This window comes from Acinetobacter sp. CWB-G5, from assembly GCF_019209785.1.
In the GTDB taxonomy this organism is placed as follows: Bacteria; Pseudomonadota; Gammaproteobacteria; order Pseudomonadales; family Moraxellaceae; genus Acinetobacter; species Acinetobacter johnsonii.
In genome coordinates, this window is record NZ_JAHUTF010000002.1 from 418,427 (window position 1) to 443,042 (window position 24,616).

At 41.6% G+C, this 24,616-nt stretch carries 24 protein-coding genes; 17 read left to right on the forward strand and 7 right to left on the reverse strand.

Going from position 1 to position 24,616, the window contains the following annotated elements:
• Nucleotides 1–67: 67 nt before the first annotated feature.
• Nucleotides 68–1,783: an AAA family ATPase gene (locus KVY11_RS06030; RefSeq protein ID WP_218288424.1), complete on the forward strand. Its 1,716-nt coding sequence runs from the start codon at nt 68–70 to the stop codon at nt 1,781–1,783.
• A 101-nt stretch (nt 1,784–1,884) separates the two neighbouring features.
• Nucleotides 1,885–2,868: an ion transporter gene (locus tag KVY11_RS06035; protein WP_004984887.1), complete on the forward strand. Its 984-nt coding sequence runs from the start codon at nt 1,885–1,887 to the stop codon at nt 2,866–2,868.
• Between the two features lie 212 nt (nt 2,869–3,080).
• Here the strand turns inward: KVY11_RS06035 and KVY11_RS06040 are convergent, their stop codons facing one another.
• Nucleotides 3,081–4,301, reverse strand: coding sequence for an MFS transporter (locus tag KVY11_RS06040; RefSeq protein ID WP_218288425.1), 1,221 nt, complete (start codon nt 4,299–4,301; stop codon nt 3,081–3,083).
• Between the two features lie 235 nt (nt 4,302–4,536).
• Nucleotides 4,537–4,995, reverse strand: a complete 459-nt coding sequence (locus KVY11_RS06045; protein ID WP_168159265.1) for a DUF441 domain-containing protein — start codon at nt 4,993–4,995, stop codon at nt 4,537–4,539.
• Between the two features lie 135 nt (nt 4,996–5,130).
• Between KVY11_RS06045 and KVY11_RS06050 the strand changes: the two genes are divergently transcribed.
• Nucleotides 5,131–5,865: a pseudouridine synthase gene (locus tag KVY11_RS06050; RefSeq protein ID WP_168159264.1), complete on the forward strand. Its 735-nt coding sequence runs from the start codon at nt 5,131–5,133 to the stop codon at nt 5,863–5,865.
• Nucleotides 5,866–5,875: 10 nt separating this feature from the next.
• On the opposite strand, the gene KVY11_RS06055 is transcribed toward KVY11_RS06050, so the two are convergent.
• The 3 genes from KVY11_RS06055 to KVY11_RS06065 form a co-directional block, all read right to left on the reverse strand.
• Nucleotides 5,876–6,316, reverse strand: a complete 441-nt coding sequence (locus KVY11_RS06055; protein ID WP_004696801.1) for a GNAT family N-acetyltransferase — start codon at nt 6,314–6,316, stop codon at nt 5,876–5,878.
• 93 nt (nt 6,317–6,409) lie between these two features.
• Nucleotides 6,410–6,745: a type II toxin-antitoxin system RelB/DinJ family antitoxin gene (locus tag KVY11_RS06060; protein ID WP_004696803.1), complete on the reverse strand. Its 336-nt coding sequence runs from the start codon at nt 6,743–6,745 to the stop codon at nt 6,410–6,412.
• A gap of 112 nt (nt 6,746–6,857) precedes the next feature.
• Entirely contained in the window at nt 6,858–7,772 is a 915-nt protein-coding gene (locus tag KVY11_RS06065; protein WP_218288426.1) for a pseudouridine synthase, read from the reverse strand.
• Between the two features lie 121 nt (nt 7,773–7,893).
• Here KVY11_RS06065 and tsaE point away from each other — a divergent pair, with 121 nt between their 5' ends.
• The 4 genes from tsaE (at nt 7,894) to hfq (ending at nt 11,863) form a co-directional block, all read left to right on the forward strand.
• Nucleotides 7,894–8,370: a tRNA (adenosine(37)-N6)-threonylcarbamoyltransferase complex ATPase subunit type 1 TsaE gene (gene tsaE, locus KVY11_RS06070; protein ID WP_218288427.1), complete on the forward strand. Its 477-nt coding sequence runs from the start codon at nt 7,894–7,896 to the stop codon at nt 8,368–8,370.
• Nucleotides 8,363–10,303 (forward strand): DNA mismatch repair endonuclease MutL, encoded by a 1,941-nt coding sequence (gene mutL, locus KVY11_RS06075; protein WP_218288428.1) that lies wholly within the window; start codon nt 8,363–8,365, stop codon nt 10,301–10,303. The genes tsaE and mutL overlap by 8 nt, the downstream gene beginning before the upstream one ends.
• A gap of 6 nt (nt 10,304–10,309) precedes the next feature.
• Complete coding sequence (gene miaA, locus KVY11_RS06080) at nt 10,310–11,254, forward strand: tRNA (adenosine(37)-N6)-dimethylallyltransferase MiaA (RefSeq protein WP_126036815.1); 945 nt, start codon at nt 10,310–10,312, stop codon at nt 11,252–11,254.
• 93 nt (nt 11,255–11,347) lie between these two features.
• Complete coding sequence (gene hfq / locus KVY11_RS06085) at nt 11,348–11,863, forward strand: RNA chaperone Hfq (protein WP_058951861.1); 516 nt, start codon at nt 11,348–11,350, stop codon at nt 11,861–11,863.
• Nucleotides 11,864–11,979: 116 nt separating this feature from the next.
• On the opposite strand, the gene KVY11_RS06090 is transcribed toward hfq, so the two are convergent.
• On the reverse strand, nt 11,980–13,284 hold the full coding sequence (locus KVY11_RS06090; protein WP_218288429.1) for a peptidylprolyl isomerase: 1,305 nt from the start codon (nt 13,282–13,284) through the stop codon (nt 11,980–11,982).
• Nucleotides 13,284–15,743, reverse strand: a complete 2,460-nt coding sequence (locus KVY11_RS06095) for an LPS-assembly protein LptD (protein ID WP_218288430.1) — start codon at nt 15,741–15,743, stop codon at nt 13,284–13,286. The genes KVY11_RS06090 and KVY11_RS06095 overlap by 1 nt, the downstream gene beginning before the upstream one ends.
• Before the next feature lie 121 nt (nt 15,744–15,864).
• On the opposite strand from KVY11_RS06095, the gene KVY11_RS06100 reads away from it, so the two are divergent.
• From KVY11_RS06100 to kdsB, 10 genes are all read left to right on the forward strand, one after another.
• A complete protein-coding gene (locus KVY11_RS06100) occupies nt 15,865–16,881 on the forward strand; it encodes an aminoglycoside phosphotransferase family protein (RefSeq protein ID WP_218288431.1) in 1,017 nt (338 codons plus the stop codon).
• A complete protein-coding gene (murU, locus tag KVY11_RS06105; protein ID WP_218288432.1) occupies nt 16,878–17,567 on the forward strand; it encodes an N-acetylmuramate alpha-1-phosphate uridylyltransferase MurU in 690 nt (229 codons plus the stop codon). Before KVY11_RS06100 ends, murU begins: the two co-directional genes overlap by 4 nt.
• Before the next feature lie 84 nt (nt 17,568–17,651).
• Nucleotides 17,652–18,284 (forward strand): 16S rRNA (guanine(527)-N(7))-methyltransferase RsmG, encoded by a 633-nt coding sequence (gene rsmG, locus KVY11_RS06110; RefSeq protein ID WP_004984861.1) that lies wholly within the window; start codon nt 17,652–17,654, stop codon nt 18,282–18,284.
• A gap of 25 nt (nt 18,285–18,309) precedes the next feature.
• Nucleotides 18,310–19,092 (forward strand): ParA family protein, encoded by a 783-nt coding sequence (locus tag KVY11_RS06115; RefSeq protein ID WP_004696827.1) that lies wholly within the window; start codon nt 18,310–18,312, stop codon nt 19,090–19,092.
• Complete coding sequence (locus KVY11_RS06120; protein ID WP_218288433.1) at nt 19,089–19,976, forward strand: ParB/RepB/Spo0J family partition protein; 888 nt, start codon at nt 19,089–19,091, stop codon at nt 19,974–19,976. Before KVY11_RS06115 ends, KVY11_RS06120 begins: the two co-directional genes overlap by 4 nt.
• Nucleotides 19,977–20,012: 36 nt before the next feature.
• Nucleotides 20,013–20,666 (forward strand): MotA/TolQ/ExbB proton channel family protein, encoded by a 654-nt coding sequence (locus KVY11_RS06125; protein WP_218288434.1) that lies wholly within the window; start codon nt 20,013–20,015, stop codon nt 20,664–20,666.
• Between the two features lie 8 nt (nt 20,667–20,674).
• Nucleotides 20,675–21,097 (forward strand): biopolymer transporter ExbD, encoded by a 423-nt coding sequence (locus KVY11_RS06130; RefSeq protein ID WP_004696832.1) that lies wholly within the window; start codon nt 20,675–20,677, stop codon nt 21,095–21,097.
• The gene (gene msbA, locus KVY11_RS06135) at nt 21,097–22,824 is read left to right on the forward strand and encodes a lipid A export permease/ATP-binding protein MsbA (protein WP_218288435.1); all 1,728 of its coding nucleotides are present in this window, start codon (nt 21,097–21,099) and stop codon (nt 22,822–22,824) included. The genes KVY11_RS06130 and msbA overlap by 1 nt, the downstream gene beginning before the upstream one ends.
• Before the next feature lie 3 nt (nt 22,825–22,827).
• Nucleotides 22,828–23,832: a tetraacyldisaccharide 4'-kinase gene (lpxK, locus tag KVY11_RS06140; protein ID WP_218288436.1), complete on the forward strand. Its 1,005-nt coding sequence runs from the start codon at nt 22,828–22,830 to the stop codon at nt 23,830–23,832.
• Nucleotides 23,833–23,840: 8 nt separating this feature from the next.
• Complete coding sequence (gene kdsB / locus KVY11_RS06145; protein WP_058869741.1) at nt 23,841–24,602, forward strand: 3-deoxy-manno-octulosonate cytidylyltransferase; 762 nt, start codon at nt 23,841–23,843, stop codon at nt 24,600–24,602.
• Nucleotides 24,603–24,616: the final 14 nt, after the last annotated feature.

The following is a 24,616-nucleotide window of genomic DNA, read 5'->3' on the forward strand; positions in this document are numbered from 1 at the left end:
CGAGATCTGCTTAACTTTTTAGCAAAAACTCGGTAGGCTATAGCCGTTCATCAATGGTATAGGTCTTATGAAGCAAGAAACTGCACTCAAACTCTTAAAAGCGGGCGAAAATGTCTTTTTAACCGGTTCCGCTGGTGCAGGAAAAACCTATACGCTGAACCAATACATTAACTATTTAAAAGCCCGTAAAGTGCCTGTGGCGATTACTGCTTCCACAGGTATTGCCGCGACGCATATGAATGGGATGACCATTCATACTTGGGCTGGCATTGGAATTAAAGATGCGTTGGGGGAAGATGAACTCAAACGCATGAAAGAACGTAAATACTTAAAAGAGCATTTAGAAAATGCCCAAGTCTTAATCATTGATGAAATTTCGATGTTACATGCTAAGCAACTCAATTTGGTCAATAAAGTTCTTAAGTTCTTTAAAGAAAGTGAAGAGCCATTTGGCGGAATTCAAGTGATTGTTGCAGGTGATTTCTTCCAGTTACCGCCAGTTGGTAAAAATGAAGAACGCAATCGCGATAAATTCTGTTTTATGTCTGATGCTTGGGTCGAAGCCAAGTTTCGTGTGTGTTATTTGACTGAGCAGCACCGTCAGGGCAATGATTATCTCAATGATATTTTAAATGCCATCCGCAGTCAGAGTATTAACGCTCAGCACTTGCAGGCTTTACAAGCCACACGTCAGCAAGATATTGGAGAAATCTTTACACGTTTATATACGCACAATATGGATGTGGACACCATCAACTTTAAACATTTGAATGAAATTGAAAATGAAGGCCGACAGTTTGAGGCGGTGTGTGATGGCAATGACAAGCTTATTGAAACCTTAAAGTCTTCTGTGCGCGCACCTGAAAACCTAACCCTCAAGAAAAATGCCAAAGTGATGTTTGTAAAGAACAACTTTGATGTGGGGTATATCAACGGTAGCTTAGGCGAAGTGGTGGGCTTTGAAGAAGATGATGACTTTGGAATCTTGCCGAAAGTGAAATTGACTGATGGCACGGTACTGGTGGTTGAGCCTGAAACTTGGTCAGTGGACAATGATGCAGGCAAAACCATTGCCAGTTTTCAGCAAATTCCATTGCGTTTGGCATGGGCCATTACCATTCATAAGTCGCAAGGGATGACTTTAGCGGCAGCGGAAATTAACCTCAGCCATACTTTTGAAAAAGGACAGGGCTATGTGGCTTTGTCGCGCTTAAAGACTTTGGATGGTTTAAGGCTACTGGGTTTTAATGAACAAGCTTTGGAGTTAGATAGTCTTGCCATTAAGGCAGACCGCCGCTTCCAAGAACTCTCCGATGAAGCCGAAACACATTTTGAGGCCATTGATCTTGAGCCACAGCACAAGGCCTTTATTCGTCACTGTGGTGGAACGCTCAATGAAGTTGAGATTGAGCGTAATGAAAAGAAAATTGCCCGTAATGCAGGTAAAGCCAACTATGCTTCTGCAACACTTGATGAAACACGTGAGTTGTTTGAAGGTGGTTATGAAATTGCAGATATCGCACAAGAGCGCGGTTTGACAGCTGCAACCATTATCAACCATTTGGCAAAGTTGCATAAAGAGCAAGGCTTAGATATTTCCGTGGCACATCCTGGAGAAGAAGTAGTTGAGCAAGTGCGGAAAATTTATAAACGTTTAATGAAGCGTCAGCAAACAGAACATTTTAGTGAGGATGGTGCGATTAAGCTTCGTCCTATTGTGGAGCTGACTAATCCACGTATGGGCTATGACCAAGTTCGTTTAGCGCTGTTATATATTGAATAACATCTTAAAACTAGGGCATTTCGCGCAGAAATTTCTTACTTACTTTGCCCGGAACTTCAGTTAAACTGAATTTTAAGGGATAAGAATAACTTAGAATCGTAATGAAATTGACAGCTTGGTACACGCTACGCAAATTTGTTTATAACAATTTGCATAATGAAGATTATGAGACGCCCTTAAGTCGAGGGTTGAACTATTTTCTCATTGCACTGATTATGAGTAATGCTGCTGCGGTCTTGCTGGAGTCGGTGCAAAAGTACTATGTGTTGTATCAAGACTTTTTCTATTATTTTGAAATCTTTTCTATTATCGTTTTTAGCGTCGAATATCTTTTACGTTTTTGGTCAATTGCTGAATCTAATAGTTTTGAGTCGGATTGGAAAAACCGTCTAAATTGGGTCAAAAGTGGTGGGGCGATTATCGACCTTTTGGCTATTCTACCTGCGTATTTAAACTTCTTTGTTCAGTTCGACTTACGATTCTTAAGAATTGTTCGTTTGCTCCGACTTCTCAAGCTCACCCGCTACTTTGTCTCTCTACAAATTTTATTACGTGTCATTGAGCGCGAAAAAGGCTCATTTCAAGCGGTTATTTTCATCTTAATGATTATGATCATTATGGCGGCTGCAGGGGTGTATTTGATTGAAAGTCAGGCACAACCTGAAGTTTTCAGCTCCATTCCAGCTTCAATGTGGTGGGCCGTGGTTACACTGACCACCGTCGGTTATGGTGATGTGACACCTATCACGCCGTTAGGACGCTTTCTTGGTGCGATTATTACCATTTTAGGGGTTGGTTTAGCCGCATTACCTGCGGGTATTTTGGCGAATGGTTTGGCCAATGAACTTGAGCAGCGTAAAGAAAAACTTGAACTTAGATTTCGAGAATTAATCCAAAATAGCGATATTGATTTTGTCTTGGAGACAGAAAAAATTGAAGAAGTTCGTAAAGAAGTTGGGCTGACCAAAGAGCAAACACACGATATTATTTTACAGCTCATTCGTGAACAAAAAGAAGAATCTTTAAGGCAAGAGCGTGAGCAATATGCTTATTGTCCACACTGCGGGAAGAAACTACCTGAATGATTATGCCAGTCAATTAAGGAGTTTCGTATTGAACTTCTTAATGCGGATGACGTTATCGCATATCGAATAAAACCTAGAGTTTAAAAAAATACCAGTAAGATTCTTAACGGCCTGATATTAATCTGAATGATGGATTGTAAAAGCGTGCATAACAATACGATTGAATTTTTATGCACGCTTATTGTTTTTAGATAAAAGTCATTTATACGGGGTTAACAAGTCTGATTTGCATCGCTTTTACATGCGGATATCGACTTTTTCTCATGCTGAAAAGCCATCAGCAAAATAATTAGTCCACCTAAACTTAGTAGAACCCCGACCCAGATTGGAGCTAACCAACCTAAACCTTGGCTAATTAACCAGCCGCCCAGGAAAGCACCAAAAGCATTGGCAATATTAAATGCAGAGTGATTGAGTGAAGCTGCTAAGCCTTGTGCATTGCCAGCAACATCCATTAATCGGGTTTGTAGTAAAGGTCCCAAACCTGCAATACTGAAGCTGACTAAGAAGAGTGCAATAAAAGCAGTGGCAAGGTGATCCATAGACAGGGCACAAAGTACATAAGAGCAGGCATTGGAAACTAAGACCCAAATAATTGCCTTGTTTAAATTTTTATCGGCAAAGTGTCCTGCGACAACACCACCAATGACCAACCCGAGCCCAATACATGCCAGTGCAAACGGAATGACTTGAATGCTGGCATGGGTATATTCAGTCAAAATAGGCGATACATAACTATAGACAGAAAACAGCCCACCAAATCCAATTGCACCGACAGCAAGCGTGATCCACATTTGTGTGTTTTTAAGGCCACGCAGTTCATTTTGAATGCTGGCTGTGTGATCCAGCTGCATTTTAGGTAGGCCAAAACAAATCGCGACCACGGTCAAAAATGCGATAGATGCAGAAAACTCAAAACCTGCACGCCAACCATACAGCTGACCCAGCCATGTCGCAAAAGGTACACCAATCACGGTCGCGACATTCAGCCCCATCATGAGCATGGCGACTGCCGAAGCACGCTTTTGTTTTCCAGCAAAATCGGCAACCACCAAAGCGGCAATACCAAAGTAAGCGCCGTGAGGGAAACCTGCAATAAAACGCGATATCAGCATAGACTCATAGCTGTTTGCGAGAGCTGTACTGGCATTGGCGATACCATAAAATAGCATGAGACCAATTAAGAGCGTTTTACGCGGAACCTTTGCGGCCAGAATGGCAATTACAGGCGCGCCAATAGTCACACCTAAAGCATAGGCACTAATAAAATGCCCTGTGACAGGAATGCTGAGATTGAAACTTTGTGAGATCTCTTGGATGAGTCCCATCGCAACGAACTCAGTAGTTCCAATACAAAAACCACCGAGTGCCAATGCCAAAATAATGACAGATAAGTGGTGGGTTGGCGGGGTGCTATTTTCTTGAGAGGACATAAATAGACGAGAAAATGAAAAGTATTATACGTTCTTTATCACATTAAAATTTGGTTGTTCAAAAAAGTTATAAGTGAACTAAGCAAGCGTATATTCATATGAACTCTGAAGGTTCTACACGATGAATATTTATTCATAGCGCTATATTGAGTGGACTTTCTATAAAAAGAAGTCAAATTTAAAGGCAGCAAATACAGATTAATCTGACCTAGTTTGAGAGTTTGGATTTGTTAGGCTAGGGCTGTCCTGTACCAATGATTAGGGTAAGTAACCCAGCCGCAATGAGTGGACCGACTGGAACGCCACGTAGTAAAGCCACTCCTGCAACGGTTCCGACTAGTAAGCCTGCAACAACATCGGGTTGGTTTGACATCAGTTTTACGCCGCGCCCGCCTAGCCATGCAACCAAAACACCAATGGCGATAGCAAGTAACGATTTAACACTTAAAAAAGATTTAAAAATACTTTCACCGCTAATTCTACCACTTGCAATAGGCACTAAAACTGCAATGGTTAAAATGATAATCCCGATATTCAATCCATGTTGTTGAATTAGTGGAAAGTATTCATTCAGTGGTGTCATCCGCAAAATAATGAGGACTGCAGCAGCAATGGTTACCGCAGAATTGTGACTAAAAATACCGCAAGCCAGTAGGATCAGGAGGACGATCAGATTCAAATCTAAGTTCGGCATAGGGGAGAGACTGGTCAAAAAAACATGTGCATTGTAACGTTTTTTTAGCCACTCTGCTGAATGATCCGAGTCCTTTGATTGATGTTCCTGTATTTCAGTATAAAATGAGCCTTTATTTAAAAATGTGGTGTGCTGATGCTGTTGGAAAAAATGTTGCAGTCGCAAGGATTTGGTTCGCGAAAGCATTGCCAACAGTTGATTAAAAATGCAGCCATTGAAATTGATGGGCAGATCATTACTGACCCTAAACATAAACTCAAATTGGATGCGCTGCACTACAAGGTACACGGCAAGAGCTTTGAATACCGTGAAAAAGTTTATATTGCCTTGAACAAACCTCAAGGCTATGAATGTTCACATCAGGCGACGCATCATTTTAGTGTTTTTGATTTGTTTGACGATGTGCTCTTGAATCGTGGTATTCAGTGTGTGGGTCGTCTAGATCAAGACACCACAGGTTTATTGTTACTCACCGATGATGGTCAGTTTTTACAAGCGCTGACACACCCTAAAAAGCATGTGGCAAAGGTGTATCGCATGCAAACGGTCGACCCTGTTACAGATGAACAAGTTCAACAGCTGGAGCAAGGGGTTGAACTGCGAAATGAAAAAGGGAGTTTTGCTGCAACAGATGTAAAACGCTTAGCTGAATGTGAACTGCAAATGACCGTGCATCAAGGGGTATATCATCAAGTGAAACGTATGCTTGCGGCAGTGGGAAATAAAGTTGAGAGCTTGCATCGTCAGCAAATTGGAGCGCTCGACTTAACGGGGATACCAGATTTAGTCGAGGGACGTTGGACCTATTTAAATGCTGAACAAGTGGCTTTAGCCAAGACACGCAATGATCTTGAGAGTGAAGGTCTTTAGACGCTGAATGCTATAGAAAGCAATGATAGGTCTTAAATTCATTATCCGCTACAAAGCCCATGGCTTCATATAAGCTGTGGGATTGATAATTATTTTTTTGCGTTTCAAGTGTAATACGAATGGCTTTTTCGTGTCGCGCAAACAAAATCGCGGTATCGATCAATTGTTTTGCTGAACCATGGCGACGGTGCGGTGGAGAAACGTAAACATCATCTAAAATATAGTAAGTTGCACAGGCCACAGAAGAAAAGCCTAAATACAGCAGCACAAAACCTGTAATCACATCGTCTTTGACATGAATGAAGATGACGCTTTGTTCGTTTTCAAGGCGAAGTTTAAGGAACTTTTGAGAAAGGGCTAAGTTGGAAGATGCACCATAAAATTGGCGATATTCATCAAATAATACAGCAAGTTTTTCTAAGTCTTCTAAAGTGGCACGTCTAACGATCATGTATTACTCCATGCTGTATTTATAATGTTTACATGAAGCATACCTAAGTTTTGAAAGGGATATTTCTAAAATTTGTTTAGAAATGCAACACTGTTAAGTTTTGTCACTTTCTCCCAAGATTGCAGCTAATTCCTCAAATAGATCAATATGTTCATCGTCTGCAAATAAATCATTGGTTGCAGTTGAGTCTGCGCTGGTGATGTGTTCAACCGCTTTTTGTTCTTGCTTAAGCTTACGTAGTTTAATCAGCTGTTCAAGATTGATGTTCTGGTTTTCGATTGAGAAAGGGATGGATTTGGTTAAAACCACTTGTTTGAAGAACAAACGAACGGCTTGTGCAGGTGTAATTCCCAGTTGTTTAAACACTGCAAAAGCTTGTTTCTTTTCTTGGGAATCGAGTCGAATTTGATAGACTTCTGTTTTTCTCATGATTTTTTAAATAATTTGAACGACTTAAGGGTAGAAGTTATTTTAATCAATTCCATTGTAATTTCAATATTCATACAATGGAATTTTAAATTATTTTGTAATGACAAGTAGATTACAGTGTCAATTCAAAATTGGAGATAAACTGCATAAGCTGTTGAGTTATTGGGTCTTTAAATGAAAGATGCTTGGCTAAGAGCTGTAAAGGCTGACTAAAATCATCGTCGGCTTTATGTACAACTTTAGGATAGAACGGATCATTTTTAATCGGCAGGCCTAAGAAGTTAAGGTGTACACGGAGTTGATGTTGCTTCCCTGTCTCGGGTTTAAGCTCATATTTTGCCCATGTTGCATCATGCTCTAAAAGCATGATTTCAGTTTCACTGTTCGGTGCTTTGTCCAAAACCTGCATGGTGTAGAACGGCTCACCTTTTTGCATATGCAACTTTACAGTATGTGGAAAGTTGAGTTCGCGATGAAAAGGAGCAATTGCATGGTAGGTTTTTTGAACCTGTCGATCTGCAAACATCTGCTGATACATCCCTCGACTGTGAATGCATTTGGAAAACATCACTAAGCCAGCGGTTTCACGGTCAAGGCGGTGGATGGGCGTTAAATGCTCAATGCCTGTTTGTTTTTTCAGGCGCACCAATAGGGTTTGTTGAACATATTGCCCCGTGGGACTGATGGTCAGAAAGTGCGGCTTATCCACCACTAAGAAATGATCGTTTTCAAATAAAATGTCATGCTGAAATGGCACTTCAATTTCATACGCTAAAAAGCGGTAATAAAACACATGCTGATTTTCAAGATATGCCGAATCTGTATGGAGGATATTACCTACAGCGTCATAGACCAAACCATCATGAAAGCGTTGCTGCCACTCAGTTGCTTCAATATGCGGAAATTGGTCAGATAAGTATGCCAATACGGTGTGTGGTGCTGGCTTTAATTTAGGCAGAAACACTTTACTTGCACTCACGCCATTGAGCATGGGAGGGCAAAATTCAGCAGGTTTTATGTTGAGCATGATGTGCAGGCAATATCTAATCGGTTGGCGCAGTTAAATACGAGATTTCAAGCTTGTGGCTTGGGCATTTTGTGAGTCCAGTGCTATCATAATTGTTCTTTTGTCACTTGTCGTGAGTATTATGCAGTATTCATTTAATTTAACGCTCAATAATGAACAAGATACCCAAAATTTAGCGCAAATTTTGGCACAGCATTTTACGACGGGTGTAGTGTATTTAATTGGCGATTTGGGGGCAGGTAAAACCACCTTAACGCGTCATTATTTACAGCATTTAGGCCATCAGGGTTCCGTAAAAAGTCCAACCTATACTTTGGTTGAGCCGTATCAAATTCAAGGACGTGATATTTTTCATTTTGACTTGTATCGTTTAAACGATCCGTATGAGTTGGAATTAATGGGCATCCGTGACTATTTGGAAACGCCCAATGCACTGTTTTTGTTTGAATGGCCGTCTAAAGGGGGCGATGAGATCCCTGAGGCGGACTTAATTATTGATATCCAAAAATCGGAAGATGAAATGACACGGTCTGCTACCTTAAGTTTCCATTCAGTAGCATTATTACAAGCATTAGAGAGCCAATTAAACAATGCATGATGATTTAAAGATACGTCGTATTCATACTTTGAATCCTGCTCTAGCCAACCAAATTGCAGCAGGTGAAGTCATTGAGCGTCCAGCGTCTGTGGTCAAAGAGTTACTTGAAAACTCGATTGACGCAGGTGCGACAGAGCTGATTATTCGGGTAGAGCAAGGCGGCAGTACTTTAATTGAAATCATGGACAATGGTCGAGGGATTCACGCTGAAGATCTCCCTTTGGCGGTGATGCGACATGCGACCAGTAAAATCCAAACCGCTGAAGATTTACATGCAATTGTCAGTTTAGGCTTTCGCGGAGAGGCTTTGGCTTCTATTGCAGCGGTGTCGCGTTTAACCTTGACCAGTAGTCAAGCGGATGATGGAATTGGCTATCAAGTTGAAGTCAATGGAACTGCATTTGACCGTCAAGAGATTCAGGCTGTAGCTGCGCCTAAAGGTACGCATATTCGGGTACAAGATTTATTTTTTAATGTGCCTGCACGTCGAAAATTCCTCAAAAAACCTGGCACAGAGTTTGGTCATATTGAGGAAATCGTCCGACGTTTAGCGCTGACGCATTTCGATATTCGTTTTGTGCTTGAACATAATCAAAGCATCAAATTGAATTTGCCGATTGCAGATAGTGGTGAGCTACGTTTTCAGCGCGTACAGCAATTGCTAGGGCGCGCATTTACCGAAAATGCTTATTGGATGGATGCAGATAGCATCAACATGCGTTTAACAGGTTGGTTGGGACATCCCTCGGATGCGCGGGCTCAGGCTGACTTACAGTATGTTTATGTGAATGGTCGAATTGTTAAAGATAAAACCATCTCTCATGCGCTGCGTATGGCTTATGATGGTATTTTGCATGGGCATCAGCATGCGGGTTATTTGCTTTTTCTGGAAGTAGACCCTGAAAATATTGATGTCAATGTACATCCGACCAAACATGAAATTCGTTTTTTGAATCAACGTGAAGTACATGAATTTGTACGTCACTATGCCAAAGAGACTTTATCGCAGTTTCAAACGGCAACCGCAGATTTATCTGATGCAATGAAAATTGCAGAGAATCAAGCTTTGATGTCTGTGCAGCCTCGCTATCAAGAGCCTTTGCAGTTGCATCGTCATGTTGAGTCTGCACAAACTGGTGAGCAAGCCCCATCGGATGTGCTCACTGACTTTAGTTCAGGTCAACCACAAGGTGTCCATTATTCGGCGCAATCTTCACGCTATCAGGGCTCACAACAACTCAATAATGCCTTGCAAAGCTATTTAGCACCTCTGCGTGATACTTCATCTGCTATTGATCAAGCTCAGCCTTTGGCTGATGTTACAGTGCAAAGCCCTAAAGTCGATGAACATCCGTTGGGGATTGCAATTGCACAATTGCATGGTATTTATGTGCTGGCTCAAAATACAGAAGGGCTGATTATTGTTGATATGCATGCAGCGCATGAGCGTATTCTGCTACAGCAAATGAAGTCCGCATGGGATAAACCAGAGTTTTGGACTTCTCAGCAGTTACTTATTCCCAAAGTGATTAATATCACGCGGATGCAAGCTACACGCGTGGAAGAGCTCAAAGATCAATTGGCGCGTTTAGGTCTTGAAATTGATCAATATGGCGATGAGCAGGTCATTGTTCGTGGTGTGCCTGCGATTTTACATAAAGCCAATTTTGAGGCGCTGGTACCTGAATTACTGAACGATTTGGATCCAAATGATGAAGCGCAGGGCTTACTGCAAAAGCGTGATCAAATTTTAGCGGGTATGGCCTGTCATGGTGCTGTTCGCGCGCATCGCATTTTAGGTCTTTCTGAAATGAATGCTTTGCTTCGTCAAATGGAACAAACTGAATTTGCCAGCCAATGTAACCATGGTCGCCCAACTTGGCGTGCGTTTCCATTGGCTCAACTAGATAAGCTTTTTGCTCGAGGAGAGTAGTTGTACATGTCAACTCAATTGCCGGTCATCAATTTAATGGGGCCAACTGCAAGTGGTAAAACTGCTTTGGCATGTCAGCTCTATGAGCAAGGAAATTTTGAACTGATATCTGTAGATTCAGCATTGGTCTTTAAGCATATGGATATTGGTACAGCAAAGCCGACCAAAGAAGAGTTACTGCAATATCCACATCACCTTATCGATATTATTAGCCCATTAGAAGTCTACTCGGCTGCAAACTTTGTTGAAGATGCATGTGGTCTAATTGATGATATGCATGCACGAGGTAAAACCCCGATTTTGGTGGGTGGAACCATGCTCTATTTCAAGGCACTTTTAGAAGGTCTTTCAAGCAATTTACCGAGCGCAGATTATACTGTTCGTGCTGACATAGAAGCCAAAGGTGAAAGTGAGGGGTGGTCTGCGGTCTATGCTGAATTATGTAGCGTGGATCCACTGGCGGGCGAAAAATTTAAAGTGAGTGATAAACAACGGATTATTCGCGCTTTAGAAGTTTACAAATTGACAGGGCAGCCTATTACTAAACTTCAAGCTGAGCAACCTAAAAACGTGCCTTATCGCTATAATTTTCATAATTATGCTTTGATGCCAGACCGTGCCGAATTGCACCAAAGAATTGCACAACGCTTGAAAATTATGTGGGACATCGGATTTTTGAATGAAGTGGAAGCACTTATGAAAAAATACGATTTAGACGAAAATTTACCCTCTATGCGCTCAGTTGGGTATCGACAAGCACTCGAATTTTTACAAAAAGGAGATAAAACTGTCGAAAAACAACGTGAAATGGAGGATAAAGCACTTTTTGCGACACGACAACTTGCCAAACGTCAATACACTTGGTTAAGATCTTTGCAAGAGGCACATAAATTTACAACGTATTCTACTATCACGCAGGCACAAGAAGACTTGCGAAACTGCTACGGATAAAGCAAAATTTAGCTACTATCTTTTTTATAATTTTTAATTGAAAAATAAAGATAGTTTTTTGCGCTGATTTTTAAATTTTTTTGGAGTTATAACATGTCTAAAGGTCAAACTTTGCAAGATCCGTTCTTAAATTCTCTCCGTAAAGAACGTATTCCTGTCTCTATCTTCCTTGTAAACGGTATTAAGTTACAAGGTCATATTGAATCTTTCGACCAATATGTTGTTTTATTAAAAAATACAGTAAGCCAAATGGTTTACAAGCATGCAATTTCTACAGTTGTTCCTGCACGTAACCCACGTCCTGCTGGTGCACCTGCCGGTGCTGGTCAACAAGGCGGCTTTGGCGGTCAACAAGGCGGCTTTGGCGGTCAACAAGGCGGCTTTGGCGGTCAACAAGGCGGTTTTGGTGGTCAACAAGGCGGTTTTGGTGGTCAACAAGGTGGCTTTGGTGGTCAAGGTGGTTTCGGTGGTCAAGGTGGTTTCGGTGGTCAAGGTGGCTTTGGCAGTCAAGGTGGCTTCGGCGGTCAAGGTGGCTTCGGCGGTCAATCGACTGGTTTTGATGGCGAATCAAAATTTGAAGACACTCAAGATGACGAAAATAATCGTTAATTGATTGTTTAAAAAAGCCTCTCACATGAGAGGCTTTTTTTATACCTAATTTTTAGTTTTCATCCAAGTGGAAAATAAAAGACCAGCATAAATGCTGGTCTTTTATGTGTTCAAACTTATGACTTATTATTCTTACGGTCTAAGTTTGGATCTTTGATTTCGACAAAAGCTCTGTTGCGTGTTTCACGTAACCAGCTATCAAGCTCTGCATCAAATTGACGCTCACCTAAAATTTGACGTGCCATACGTTCTTGATATTCAGCAGTCATGTCTTGTTGACGTGTTTCAGTCACTTGAAGAATATGCCAGCCAAATTGGGTTTGGAAAGGTTTACTGGTTTGACCTACCGGTGTATTTTTCATGGTTTCTTCAAACTGAGGAACCATCACACCTGGGCTGACCCAACCCAAGCTTCCGCCATCACGTGCTGAACCTGTGTCATTAGAGTAGGTGGAAGCTAAGACTGCAAAGTCTTCACCTTTTTGAACGCGGTTATACAGGCTTTCGATCATTTGTTTAGCATTTTCAGGGCTAACCACTTCAGACGGTTGGATCAAAATATGGCGTGCTTTGTATTGGGGCACAATCGCTTTTTGCTCAGCACCTTTGCGTTCAACTAACTTTAAAAGATGCACACCATCTCGTACTGTAATTAAATCTGTGATTTGTCCCACTTGGAGTGGACTCACACGTGCTGCAAGCTCGCTAGGGATGTCAGAAAGTGCTCTAAAGCCCATATCTGCACCTTCAACTTTAGTGCCAGCAGTACTGAACTTTTTAGCAATTGCAGCGACATCGTTGTCGTTTGCTAGTACCGCTTTAACTTGCTTCGCCACAGCGTCAGCATTGTCACCTGAAACACGCACATGTAGCACATGCACTTGGTTTCCAAGTGCTGCTTGACCTTGTGGGGTATTTAAAAAGTTTTTAACGTCTTGATCTGAAATCTGGATACGAGAGGTAACGATTTGCTGACGCAAACGATTGATGGCTAAATCTTCAGCAACGCGACTACGCAAAGAAGCATAGGTTCCTGGTGCCATTTTATCGAGCTTTTGTTGGAATGTTTCTAGGCTTGTGCTACCAGATTGTTTTGCAACATTTAAAACCGCTTCATTCAAGCTTTTTTCATCAGGTTGAATGTTGTAACGCTTCACTTGTTCAAGCTGAGTCTGACGAATAATCAGTTGCTCTAATGCTTGTTGTGCCAAATATTGCTCTGGTGGGACTTGTTTCTTTTGGCTCTCAAGTTGATGTTTGAGCTCAGCCATGCTTGCTTCTAAGTCACTCTTCAAAATGACACTGTTATCGACTACAGCAACAACTTCATCCGACGCATGTACAAAAGTTGGAATAGCGGTTGCGAGAGCTAAAGCCAAAGCACTCGCTTTAAAAAATTGTTTGAACTGTTTTGTCTTCATTAACGGTCTGTCCAAGTCTGATTAATATTGTTAAAGCCTAGAATACGATTTTCTAGTAATGATGAAAGTTTACTGTTGAGTCCGCCTAAGCCTTTAAGTGTAATTTCGGCCATAATTGCACGTTTAGGTTCTATACCTGCAGCATTGACGTCATCCAAGTCGTTATAGTACTCACGACCATAAACGGAGATCCCCCAACAGCAAGACTCGTAATTGACACCAAGGAGGTATTCACGAGCGACATTGTTGTCTAAGTCATATTGAGCGTGGCCCATAATACGCCAGTTGTTATGGATAGGTTGTACAAAAGATGCAACCACTTGGTCGTAATGTTCTTGGCGGTCTGCAATTTCTTTACGGTAGAAATAGCCAACGTTATAGAGGTTGCCTTTATCACCCGTAAAGTAAAGCTGTAAGTCACGTTGCGCATTATCGCCATTCGCCATCCATGCTGAGTTTGCACCGAGGGTAAAGTTTTGCGAGAGCTGGCTAGATACGCTGACAATCGGACCAGAGTGATTTTCTCTGTCAAAGACATCTGCTGTTTGGTCAAGCGTTACGCGGCGGTCTTCGAAATAATAGCTTTGACCCACACTGGCTTTTAAGCGCTCTAGACCCACCGTATCAAATAGGCTATAGCTTAAGCCCAGTGATAAGAAGTTATTGTCTTCTAGACGGTCATGGCCATAGAAGCGATTTGCACTAAATAACTGATCATAGTTGATCGATGCTGTTGCAGAGTCAAAGTTTGGTGCGCCATCTTGATTTTTATAGGGTGCGTAGGCATAGAACATGCGTGGACTTAAGGTCTGTAAGAAAGTGCCTTCTTTTTCAAAGGTTAAACCTGCATCAAAAGTCACCTGTGGCACGACATAAGATTTGTCGTTCGATGAGCGGTTGGTGTTGTCAAACTCATTGATGGTATCTTGATCGTAGAATGTGTTTACATTACGAATAGAGACTTCAGGAATGGCGAAAGCCCACGGTGTACGGTAGTTATAGCGTACAGAAAAGTCATTATAGACACGGGTGCCGCTTGGTTCAAAGCTATCGTTGGTATCGCCGTCGATAGTCCCAAAGTCCTTTTTAAAGTAAGCCGTATCGTTGTTGAACTCGTATTCTAAGCCCAGTGCATTACCCGCTTTATAGTTGAGTAAGAACTGTGGTAAACGCGCATACGGACGGTCAACGTAGGGTGTGGTTTCGTCTAGTGTTTGGAAGTCTTCAACTTTCAGTTGGGCTTTTAGACCAGGAATTCCATTTTTATAGTTTAACTCCCACGCACGACGCAGGTTTAAGTCCGTTTTGGTGTTTGGGTTGTTGCTTAGGTCAGTAAAGTAGTCTTTGTCTGATGCATAGTTATATTCAAGGTTGGTTGAGAACTGTTCATTGATTTGCCAGTTATGTAAAAAGTGCAAATCTTTACGGTCTTCATCGTCATATTTTCGGTCACCAGCTAAGTACCCCCCCCAAATTTGACCAGAACCAAAGTTTTCGGTCAAATAGCGAAACTCACCCTCAAACATTGGGCCGCGGTCGCTGATATAGCGTGGCGTAACGGTCGCATCGTAGTTAGGTGCTAAGTTGAGATAAACAGGCACTGCAAGCTCGACACCACCATCATTGGTGAAGCCAAAACTTGGTGTCAAAATACCGGTAGTACGACGGTCATCAATTGGGAAGTTGAAATAAGGAACAGCGAGAACGGGTACATCTTTAACATAAAGTTTTGTACCACGTGTTTCACCACGTCCAGTTTCTTGATTTAACTTAATTTCGTCGGCTTGGATTTTCCATGTTGGCGATTGCTCTGGTGGGCAGGTGCTATAAGTTGCATTTTTTAGCGTGGTGGTCGTTTGTGACTCACGTAGGATTTGGTCAGCCCGCCCATGCGCATGTTGTTCTTCTGAAATATAGAAGCTGTTTTTCAGATCGCCTTGTTGAGTTTTTAGGTTGTAATTGATTTGGTCGCTTTGCGCTAATAAACCACTTTGCGCCATTTGCACGCGTCCTTCAGCATTGGCAAAAGTCTGAGTCTGGTCAATGGTGATTTTATCGGCACGAATTTGACGACCTTCTTGATCAATCAGGACATTACCTTCAAGAACAGAGTCACCTTGTGGGTTGTAGTGACCATAGTCCGCTGTAATGGTAGATGTCGCATTGGCTGCGTCAGCGGCTTTGGTTTCAGGGCTTACTGGGGTTAGCCATGTGCCTTGGCAATACGCGGAGCTTAAGTAACGACCTTGGCGCTGTTGAGCTTCAGGAGATGACTTATCGACATAGTATTGTTCGAAGAACTTTTGCCCAGGATAGCTTTCTTGTAGTGCTTGTTTTAGCGATTGTTGTTCGTCTGAAATAGACGTGGTTGGTGTTGCAGCATAGCTTGTGATTGAGCTACCACAAAGAAGGGTAAATATCGCAGTCGCTAAAGGATTAAATTTAAACTGATGCTTCATGTGTCTCATTTACCAAGTATGCTTAAAACGCAATTAATTATTGTCGCATCATAGAGAAAAAGTTGATAAGTGGCTACACTTAGCACTTTAAAAACTCAGCCTGTATTAGAATTTATCGCAAATGAATACACAACGTGAACAATTGATACAAACATGGATTTCATCTGTACTTGGTTCAGATCAATTTGAAATTAACTTTTTAGCAGGCGATGCAAGTTTCCGTCGTTATGCACGAATCAAGTTGAATAATAAAACATTTATGCTGATGGATGCACCACCAGAAAAAGAAGATTGTGTGCCTTTTGTGACGATTGATGAATTTTTTGATACGAACGGTGTTCGTGTACCACATATTGTGGCGAAAGATTTGGAGCAAGGCTTCTTATTGCTTGAAGATTTTGGTGATGTGCTGCTGTCTACACAGCTCGATGACAGGACTGTCGATGCACATTATGAGCAAAGTTTTAAGCAGTTGATTCAATTGCAATCTATTAATGGTGAAGGTCATTTCCCAGCTTATTCTTATGAAAAGTTAATGACCGAAATGTCGTTGTTGACAGATTGGTTATTGCCAAGTTTACAGATTCAACTTTCTGATGATGAGTCTGCACTGATTAAGCGTACATTTGCAATTTTAGCCAATGCTGCTTTGGCTCAGCCTCAAGTGATTGTACATCGTGATTTCCATAGTCGTAATCTCATGCTTTTGGCAGATGAGCAAGAGCAAGGCGTAATTGACTTTCAGGATGCTGTGATAGGTGCAGATACTTATGATCTGATCTCAATTACACGTGATGCGTATGTGCAATGGAATCCTGAGCGCGTTTATCATTGGTTTAAAGTGTTTTATGACTTATTGCCAGCTTCTGCTAAAGAAGGGCGTGACTTTGAGCAGTTTAAGCAAGACGCTGACCTGATGGCAATTCAACGTCATATCAAAATTCTAGGCATTTTTGTGCGTTTATTTGAACGTGACGGAAAATCAGGTTATCTGAAAGATTTACCACGTGTGATGTGGTATTTACTCGAAGAAAGCAAACCATATGCAGAACTACAACCTTTCATGCAATTTATTTGCGATAAAGTGATGCCGAAATTTGAAGCAAAATATGGCAAATATGAGGTTGTTGCAGCATGAAAGCAATGATTTTGGCCGCGGGGCTTGGCAACCGTATGCGTCCTTTAACACTCTATAAACCGAAACCTCTGCTTGAAGTGGGTGGCAAACCACTGATCGTTTGGCATATTGAAAAACTTAAGCAGATTGGGGTCACAGAAATTGTGATCAATTCTGCTTGGTTGGCCGATGTGTTGATTGGTGCGCTTGGGGATGGTTCACAGTTTGGTGTGACTATTCGTTGGACGCGTGAAGTAGAAGGGCTTGAAACAGCAGGTGGTATTATTAATGCTCTACCACTTTTGGGCACAGACCCGTTTATTTTAGTGAATGGCGATGTTTGGACCACTTTTGATTTTGCATCTTTACTTGATGTGCAATTGGACGCCGATTTTGCGCATCTCGTATTTGTACCCAACCCGACACAACATCCCAAAGGCGACTTTATCTTAAATCAAGGGCGTGCTTATACCTTTGAACAAGAGCAGTCAGGCGAAGCACTGACTTATAGTGGTGTTGCAGTTATACATCCACAGATGTTTAAGGGTTTAGAAGCAGGTAAACGTCCACTGGCTCCATTGCTAAAAGAAGCGATGTCTGTTGGAAAAGTTTCTGCTGAGAAAATGCAAGCCGCATGGGTGGATGTTGGCACACCTGAGCGATTAAGTGATCTAGATCTACAGATTCGTCAAGGTATGTACGTTTAAGTGCATAATCACTAAGCGTTAGCTACTGTTCCACGGCTGAGAAATCGGTATACTTCAGTTTAATTTTATTGAGATGTCTTCTTTATGCATCCATTTTTTCAAGACTTAAAGCAAGGTAGTCAAAAGCTTGGCTTAGATTTGAGTGAAGAAGCATTAAATTTATTGCTGAAGTATCAAGACGCACTTGTGCTGTGGAACAAAGCTTACAATTTAACAGCGATTCGCGATCCTAAAGAAATGCTGGTGAAGCATTTATTAGATAGTTTAAGTATTTTAAAAGATTTGCCGAAAGGTCGTTTGCTGGATATTGGTACAGGCGGTGGTATGCCGGGCATGATTATTGCTCTATGCCAACCTGAGCGCCAATGTGTTTTGCTTGATTCCAATGGCAAAAAAATTCGGTTTTTAAAACAGTTTATTGCAGACTTAAAATTAACCAATGTAATTGCAGTTCAAACGCGTGTTGAGAATGAAGATAGCATCCATGATTTGGGTCAGTTTGATGTGATTACCAGTCGTGCATTTGCTTCGTTAACCGATTTTATCAATGCATCGAAGCCTTATATGCACCAAGACAGCATTATTGCGTCGATGAAAGGTTTGGTTCCACATGACGAAGTTGAAGCGTTCAAAAACGAATTTAGTTGTGACATTATTGCGTTAAAAGTTCCACGTTTGGACGAACAACGACACTTACTTTTATTAAAACGTATCTAAAAGAATTCAAAGGATTGGGCGGGTCATGGCACAAATTATTGCGATTGCGAACCAAAAAGGTGGTGTAGGTAAAACCACAACCGCAGTAAATTTGGCTGCATCTTTAGCAGTACTTAAAAAGCGGGTTTTATTGGTTGATATGGATTCGCAAGGCAATGCGACCATGGGTTCAGGCATTCAAAAAAATGACCTACTGTATTCAGTGACCGATGTTTTACTGGGTGAAGTGCCTATAGAGACTGCGATTACCAAGGCGGAAGTGGGTTATAAGGTCTTGGGTGCAAACCGTGATTTGGCGGGAGTTGAACTTGCGATTGCTGAGCAAGAAGGGCGTGAGTTTATTCTGCGTGATGCGTTGCAAGAAATTGAACAAGCATATGATTACATCATTGTGGACTGTGCGCCAAGCTTAAGCTTGATCACGGTTAATGCATTGGCAGCGGTGGATGGTGTGATGATTCCAATGCAGTGTGAATACTATGCTTTGGAAGGCTTGGCAGATTTAACACAGACCATTGATCGCATTCAACAAGCATTGAATCCTGAGTTAAAAATTATTGGTGTTCTACGCACCATGTATGATGCACGTAACGCGCTGACACGTGATGTGTCTGAAGAATTAGAACAATACTTTGGCAAAAAACTCTATGACACGGTCATTCCACGTAATGTGCGTCTAGCTGAAGCACCTGCGCATGGTTTGCCTGTGATTTATTTTGAAAAAAGCTCGAAGGGTGCAGTTGCTTATTTACATTTAGCAGCTGAAATGATTAAGAAAAGCAAAGTGAAAAAAGGAAGTAACGCATGACCGTTAAAAAACGTGGACTGGCAAAAGGTCGTGGTTTAGATGCCTTACTCGGTTCCATTCAAAAAGAGAAATTACAACTTGAAGCACAAGCTCTTGATCACGGTCAGCTAAAACAAATTGATGTACATTTATTACAACGTGGTGAATATCAGCCACGTCGTTTTATTAATGAGCAAGACTTACAAGAGTTAGCGGCATCGATTGAAAAACACGGTGTAATGCAGCCGATTGTGATTCGTCCAATTGATAATGAAAAGCACCCCTATGAAATTATTGCAGGTGAGCGTCGTTGGCGTGCGGCTCAACTTGCTGGGTTAACGCAAGTTCCAGCCATTGTTCGCGATTTAACAGATCAAGTTGCAATTGCACTGGCGTTGATTGAGAACATTCAACGTCAAGATCTCAATCCGATTGATCAGGCGATGGCTTTACAGCGTTTTCATGAAGAGTTTGGTTTAAGTCATCAAGAAATTGCAGATACTGTAGGCAAAGCGCGTACCACGGTGAGTAATTTATTACGTTTATTAAGTCTAGCTGAGCAAGTTAAAGACTTTATGCAACAAGGTTTACTGGACATGGGACATGCTCGTGCCATTTTGACTTTGAAAGGGAAAGATCAACTGAAAGTCGCAGAATTGGTGATAGAGAAGAGTTTATCTGTTCGCCAAACTGAACAATATGTTCGTGATCTCAATGCGCCGAAACAAGAAAAATACAAAACGGAAATTGCACCAGATCTTCAACAATTGACACAGCGCTTAACAGATCGTTTTAGTGCAAATGTCAAAATTGATCATAATAAACAAGGGAAAGGCAAGCTCACGATTCATTATCATTCACTCGACGAGTTGGATGGTATTTTGAATATTTGCTTAGCTGAATAATTTTATTTTCTATTTTTAAATACTTGGGGAAGTGTTATGTGGGAATTGGTAAAAGCAGGTGGGTGGCTTATGCTGCCCCTTGTACTCTGTTCGATTTTTACTGTTGCGATTAGCTTAGAGCGTTTTATTCGCTTGAAGAAATCCACTATTTTGCCGAAAGATTTGCTATTAAATCCAGCACAAAGCGTACAAATGGTTTTGCCTAAACTTAAACAAAATCAGGATTTACAGGCAACGACATTAGGTCGTATTTTGGAAGCTGGTTACCAAAGTAAGGCACAAGGTGAACAGTTTGCACGTGCGCAGATGGAAGCAACGGCTTCTCAAGAAATTGGTTATCTTGAAAAAAATATCAATTTTTTAGGAACATTGAGCGCTGTCGCGCCTCTTTTAGGATTGTTGGGGACTGTATTAGGTATTATCGAGTCATTTTTAATGATTGATATTGGGAATAGTAGTAATCCAACACTGATGATTCCAGGGATTTCTAAAGCACTGATTACAACTGCAGCAGGAATGTTCATTGCGATTCCTGCATTATTTGCTTATCGTTATTTTCAGCGTTTGGTTCAAGAGTACGTTGCTGAATTAGAGCAGCAATCGACTTTGTTTCATGCGGCTTTATTTTATAAGAAAACAGAAACTGTGCTTGAAAACCATGATGATGTTGTTGTGAAACAAGCGAGCTAAGGTGAAGTATGAAATTCAAACGCTCGCAAGTTGAAGATGTTCATATTAACCTTACACCAATGATTGATTGCTTATTATTTATTTTGGTGTTTTTATTGCTGACCACTACATTCAATCAATTTAGTCGTATGAATTTAACCTTGCCTGATGCGCAAGGGGTTCCGCCGAAAACATTTGATCATAAAATCGAAGTGGTGGTAGATTCCACAGGGCATTATTCAATTAATGGTCAGTCTATCGCATCGAAAGATGTTTCAGAATTAAATACCGCAATTAAACAGATTTCCAATGACCGTCGTGATCTAATGTTTGTGATTGCTGCGGATGCAAAAGCAACCCATCAGGATGTGATCCGTGTGATGGATGTGGCCGGTCAGTTGGGATTTGTAAATATCAATATTAGTACCAAAGTGCCTTCTCGAGGTTATTAGTGAAACACGATTTTAAAGTTTATCTACGTCTACTGAGCTATTTAAAACCTTATTGGGGCGTAGCAATTCTTGTGGTGGTCGGTTTTGCTATAAATGCCGCGACAGAAGTTTCTGTTGCTAAATTACTTGAAAAAATTATTGAAGCGATTCAACACCGTGATCAAGGTTTTACAACCTTGTTCCCAATTTTGGTTGTTGTGGTAATGTTTTTCCGTGGGCTGGGTTTGTTCATGGGGGGGTATTTTACGGCTGTCATTTCTAGAAACCTGGTCTTTAATATTCGCCAAGAAGTTTTTGCAAAATTATTGCGTCTTCCTGCACAGTATTATCTGGATAATAACAGTGGTCATATCACTGCGAAGATCATGTTTAATGTGGAGCAGCTTACCGCTGCATCCTCAGAATCATTAAAAACTATTGTTCAACAAGGTCTAATCACCATTGCACTGTTGGGGTACCTGATTTATAGCAATTGGCGTCTGACCTTGTGTATTTTGATTTTTGCACCGTTGATTGGTTTACTTATCCGTAAAGCGGCAAAGCGCATGCGTAAGCTTTCTATTCAAGTCCAAGATACCATGGGTGATGTCAATCACGTGGTACAAGAGACGGTCAATGGTCACTTGGTGGTAAAAGGTTTTGGTGGACAGGCTTATGAACAACAACGCTTTAGAGATACATCTTTAGAGAATTTACGTCGTGGCCTGAAAATGGTGGTTGTGCAACAGCTGAACAGTCCTGTTGTCCAATTAATCATGTCCATTGCTTTGAGCATCGTCATGTGGATCGCACTACGCCCAGAGATTTTACAGGATACGAGTGCAGGTCAATTTGTGGCTTACATTACTGCAGCGGGTATGTTGAGTAAGCCAATTAAAGCGTTGACTGACGTGAATGAAAAGATTCAACGGGGTATGGCTGCAGCACATTCAGTTTTTGAAATTTTAGATTTACCAGAAGAAAAAAATACTGGGGCTTTAACTCCTGTACTGAAAGGTAATATTGACTTTAAACATGTAAATCTGGTTTATACCGATGGCCATCACGCATTGCATGATTTTAATCTGAGTGTAAAAGAAGGTGAAACAGTCGCTTTAGTAGGGCGTTCTGGTGCTGGTAAAACATCTTTAGTAAATTTATTGGTGCGTTTTCAAGATACGACCTCGGGCCAAATTCTCTTTGATGGTATTGATATTCATGATATTGAAATCAATAGCTTGCGTACTCAAGTGGCAATGGTTAATCAGCAAGTGGTTTTATTTAATCGCACTGTACGTGACAATATTGCGTATGGTCAGCTTGAAAATGCCTCGGATGAAGAGGTGATTGCAGCGGCAAAAGCAGCTTATGCACATGACTTCATTATGGCTTTACCACAAGGCTACAATACCAAGTTGGGTGCACAAGGTCTCAATTTATCGGGCGGTCAACGCCAACGTATAGCCATTGCTCGTGCGATTTTGAAAAATGCGCCTGTACTGATATTAGATGAAGCCACCAGCGCGCTTGATAATGAATCAGAGTACTTTATTCAGCGTGCCTTCGACGCTGCAATGCGAGATCGGACCACAATTGTAATTGCGCATCGTTTATCCACTATTGAGAATGCGGACCGTATTGTGGTGATGGATAAAGGGCGTATAGTAGAGCAAGGTACACACGCTGAACTTATTGCAAAGCAGGGTGCTTACTATCAGCTACATCAGCGTAATTTTGAGGAAAACTAAGTCATGTCAGGTGCGCAGTTTATTCAGGATGCTTGGAACTCACAGGCAAAGTGGTTAATTGTGCTTCGTCCGCTGTCTTGGTTATATCGAGGTGGTTTTCTTCTAAACCGTAAGTTGTATCGGTGCAATATTAAAAAAGCCTATACGGCTCCTGTACCTGTCATGGTGATTGGTAATATTACTGTGGGTGGGAGTGGTAAAACCCCTCTGCTCATTCACTTGGTGAGTTATCTGCAAAGTAAGAATATTCGAGTGGGTGTGATCAGTCGTGGTTATGGTGCCAAAGGCCCATTTCCGACTATGGTGGATCTCAACTCATTGCCTGAAAATGTAGGTGATGAGCCAACTCTCATCGTGCAATCCACTGATGTACCGATGGCAGTGGGTCCAAATCGCCAAGAAAGTATTGAACTGCTTTTATCTCACTATCCCATTGATTTGATCATTAGCGATGATGGGCTTCAGCATTGGGCATTGAATCGCCAAATTGAATGGATTGTCCTAGATAATAATCGTGGACTAGGCAATGAAAAGTTATTGCCCGAAGGTTATTTACGAGAGCCAAAGTCTAGACTGGATCAAGGCATAGTGATCGAACATGCAGATCATCCTACACGTAGTATGCACATGCACTTAGAAGTTGCAGAGCCTTACTTGTTGAATAGTACTGAGGCAAAAGCTTTCAATCCGCAAGATGATTTTTATGCGGTCGTGGGGATAGGTTTTCCGCAACGCTTTTATCGGACTTTAGAGCGTATGGGAGTGCAGCAGTTCCAGTGTCATGAGTTTGCTGATCATTATGAATATGAGTTAGAGGATTTGGTCTTTGATGATGCCAATCCCATCATTACCACTGAAAAAGATGCAGTGAAAATTTTAGCGCTGCTCAAACAAAACCCTAGTTTTGCCCGCGATATTTGGGTTGTTCCTGTCGATGCGGTGTTATCGACGGCGTGTTATGACACCTTACATCAACAGCTCGCCGCTGTAGGTATTGAAATTTCTTAAGGTCTATTATGAAGCATATTGTTATCCCTGCGCGTTTTGCGAGCACACGTTTATCTGGAAAACCACTCCTTAAAATTCATGGCCGTGAAATGATTTTACGGGTCGTTGATCAGGCGAAGAAAGTGGAAGGTTTTGATGATCTCTGCGTCGCAACGGATGATCAGCGAATTTATGATCTTTGCATGGCTGAAGGCGTGGATGTAGTGTTGACCTCAGCGGATCATCCTTCGGGAACAGACCGCCTAAGTGAGGTGGCGAAAATTAAGGGTTGGGCCAGCGAAGATATCATTGTTAATGTTCAAGGTGATGAGCCGTTATTGCCAGCGGCTTTGGTCAAGCAAGTCGCGCAACTTTTAGAGTCACAAGCAGATTGTTCAATGTCGACCTTGTGTGAACCAATTCAGCATTTAGATGAATTTAAACGTGATAGCATTGTTAAAGTGGTGATGTCGAAGTACAAGCAAGCACTTTACTTTAGTCGTGCTACTATTCCATATGACCGAGATGCTGCAAAACAAGTGGAGCAAACGTTGCATGAACAAGCCTTCCGTCATTTGGGTTTGTATGCTTACCGCGTGAAATTACTTCAAGAATATGTGACATGGGATATGGGTACACTCGAAAAGCTCGAAAGCCTAGAGCAACTACGTGTTTTGGAAAATGGACATCGTATTGCCATTGATATCGCAGAAGCGAACTTGCCGCCAGGTGTGGATACACAAGAAGATTTAGATCGTTTAAATGCCATGGATGTGGCTCATTTTGCATAATAGAACTTAGGTTG

Excerpts from the sequence above, each read along its gene's own strand:
- KVY11_RS06030 (WP_218288424.1), top strand. The coding sequence starts at position 68 with ATGAAGCAAGAAACTGCACTCAAACTCTTAAAAGCGGGCGAAAATGTC.
- KVY11_RS06035 (WP_004984887.1), top strand. The coding sequence starts at position 1,885 with ATGAAATTGACAGCTTGGTACACGCTACGCAAATTTGTTTATAACAAT.
- KVY11_RS06040 (WP_218288425.1), bottom strand. The coding sequence starts at position 4,301 with ATGTCCTCTCAAGAAAATAGCACCCCGCCAACCCACCACTTATCTGTC.
- KVY11_RS06045 (WP_168159265.1), bottom strand. The coding sequence starts at position 4,995 with ATGCCGAACTTAGATTTGAATCTGATCGTCCTCCTGATCCTACTGGCT.
- KVY11_RS06050 (WP_168159264.1), top strand. The coding sequence starts at position 5,131 with ATGCTGTTGGAAAAAATGTTGCAGTCGCAAGGATTTGGTTCGCGAAAG.
- KVY11_RS06055 (WP_004696801.1), bottom strand. The coding sequence starts at position 6,316 with ATGATCGTTAGACGTGCCACTTTAGAAGACTTAGAAAAACTTGCTGTA.
- KVY11_RS06060 (WP_004696803.1), bottom strand. The coding sequence starts at position 6,745 with ATGAGAAAAACAGAAGTCTATCAAATTCGACTCGATTCCCAAGAAAAG.
- KVY11_RS06065 (WP_218288426.1), bottom strand. The coding sequence starts at position 7,772 with ATGCTCAACATAAAACCTGCTGAATTTTGCCCTCCCATGCTCAATGGC.
- tsaE (WP_218288427.1), top strand. The coding sequence starts at position 7,894 with ATGCAGTATTCATTTAATTTAACGCTCAATAATGAACAAGATACCCAA.
- mutL (WP_218288428.1), top strand. The coding sequence starts at position 8,363 with ATGCATGATGATTTAAAGATACGTCGTATTCATACTTTGAATCCTGCT.
- miaA (WP_126036815.1), top strand. The coding sequence starts at position 10,310 with ATGTCAACTCAATTGCCGGTCATCAATTTAATGGGGCCAACTGCAAGT.
- hfq (WP_058951861.1), top strand. The coding sequence starts at position 11,348 with ATGTCTAAAGGTCAAACTTTGCAAGATCCGTTCTTAAATTCTCTCCGT.
- KVY11_RS06090 (WP_218288429.1), bottom strand. The coding sequence starts at position 13,284 with ATGAAGACAAAACAGTTCAAACAATTTTTTAAAGCGAGTGCTTTGGCT.
- KVY11_RS06095 (WP_218288430.1), bottom strand. The coding sequence starts at position 15,743 with ATGAAGCATCAGTTTAAATTTAATCCTTTAGCGACTGCGATATTTACC.
- KVY11_RS06100 (WP_218288431.1), top strand. The coding sequence starts at position 15,865 with ATGAATACACAACGTGAACAATTGATACAAACATGGATTTCATCTGTA.
- murU (WP_218288432.1), top strand. The coding sequence starts at position 16,878 with ATGAAAGCAATGATTTTGGCCGCGGGGCTTGGCAACCGTATGCGTCCT.
- rsmG (WP_004984861.1), top strand. The coding sequence starts at position 17,652 with ATGCATCCATTTTTTCAAGACTTAAAGCAAGGTAGTCAAAAGCTTGGC.
- KVY11_RS06115 (WP_004696827.1), top strand. The coding sequence starts at position 18,310 with ATGGCACAAATTATTGCGATTGCGAACCAAAAAGGTGGTGTAGGTAAA.
- KVY11_RS06120 (WP_218288433.1), top strand. The coding sequence starts at position 19,089 with ATGACCGTTAAAAAACGTGGACTGGCAAAAGGTCGTGGTTTAGATGCC.
- KVY11_RS06125 (WP_218288434.1), top strand. The coding sequence starts at position 20,013 with ATGTGGGAATTGGTAAAAGCAGGTGGGTGGCTTATGCTGCCCCTTGTA.
- KVY11_RS06130 (WP_004696832.1), top strand. The coding sequence starts at position 20,675 with ATGAAATTCAAACGCTCGCAAGTTGAAGATGTTCATATTAACCTTACA.
- lpxK (WP_218288436.1), top strand. The coding sequence starts at position 22,828 with ATGTCAGGTGCGCAGTTTATTCAGGATGCTTGGAACTCACAGGCAAAG.
- kdsB (WP_058869741.1), top strand. The coding sequence starts at position 23,841 with ATGAAGCATATTGTTATCCCTGCGCGTTTTGCGAGCACACGTTTATCT.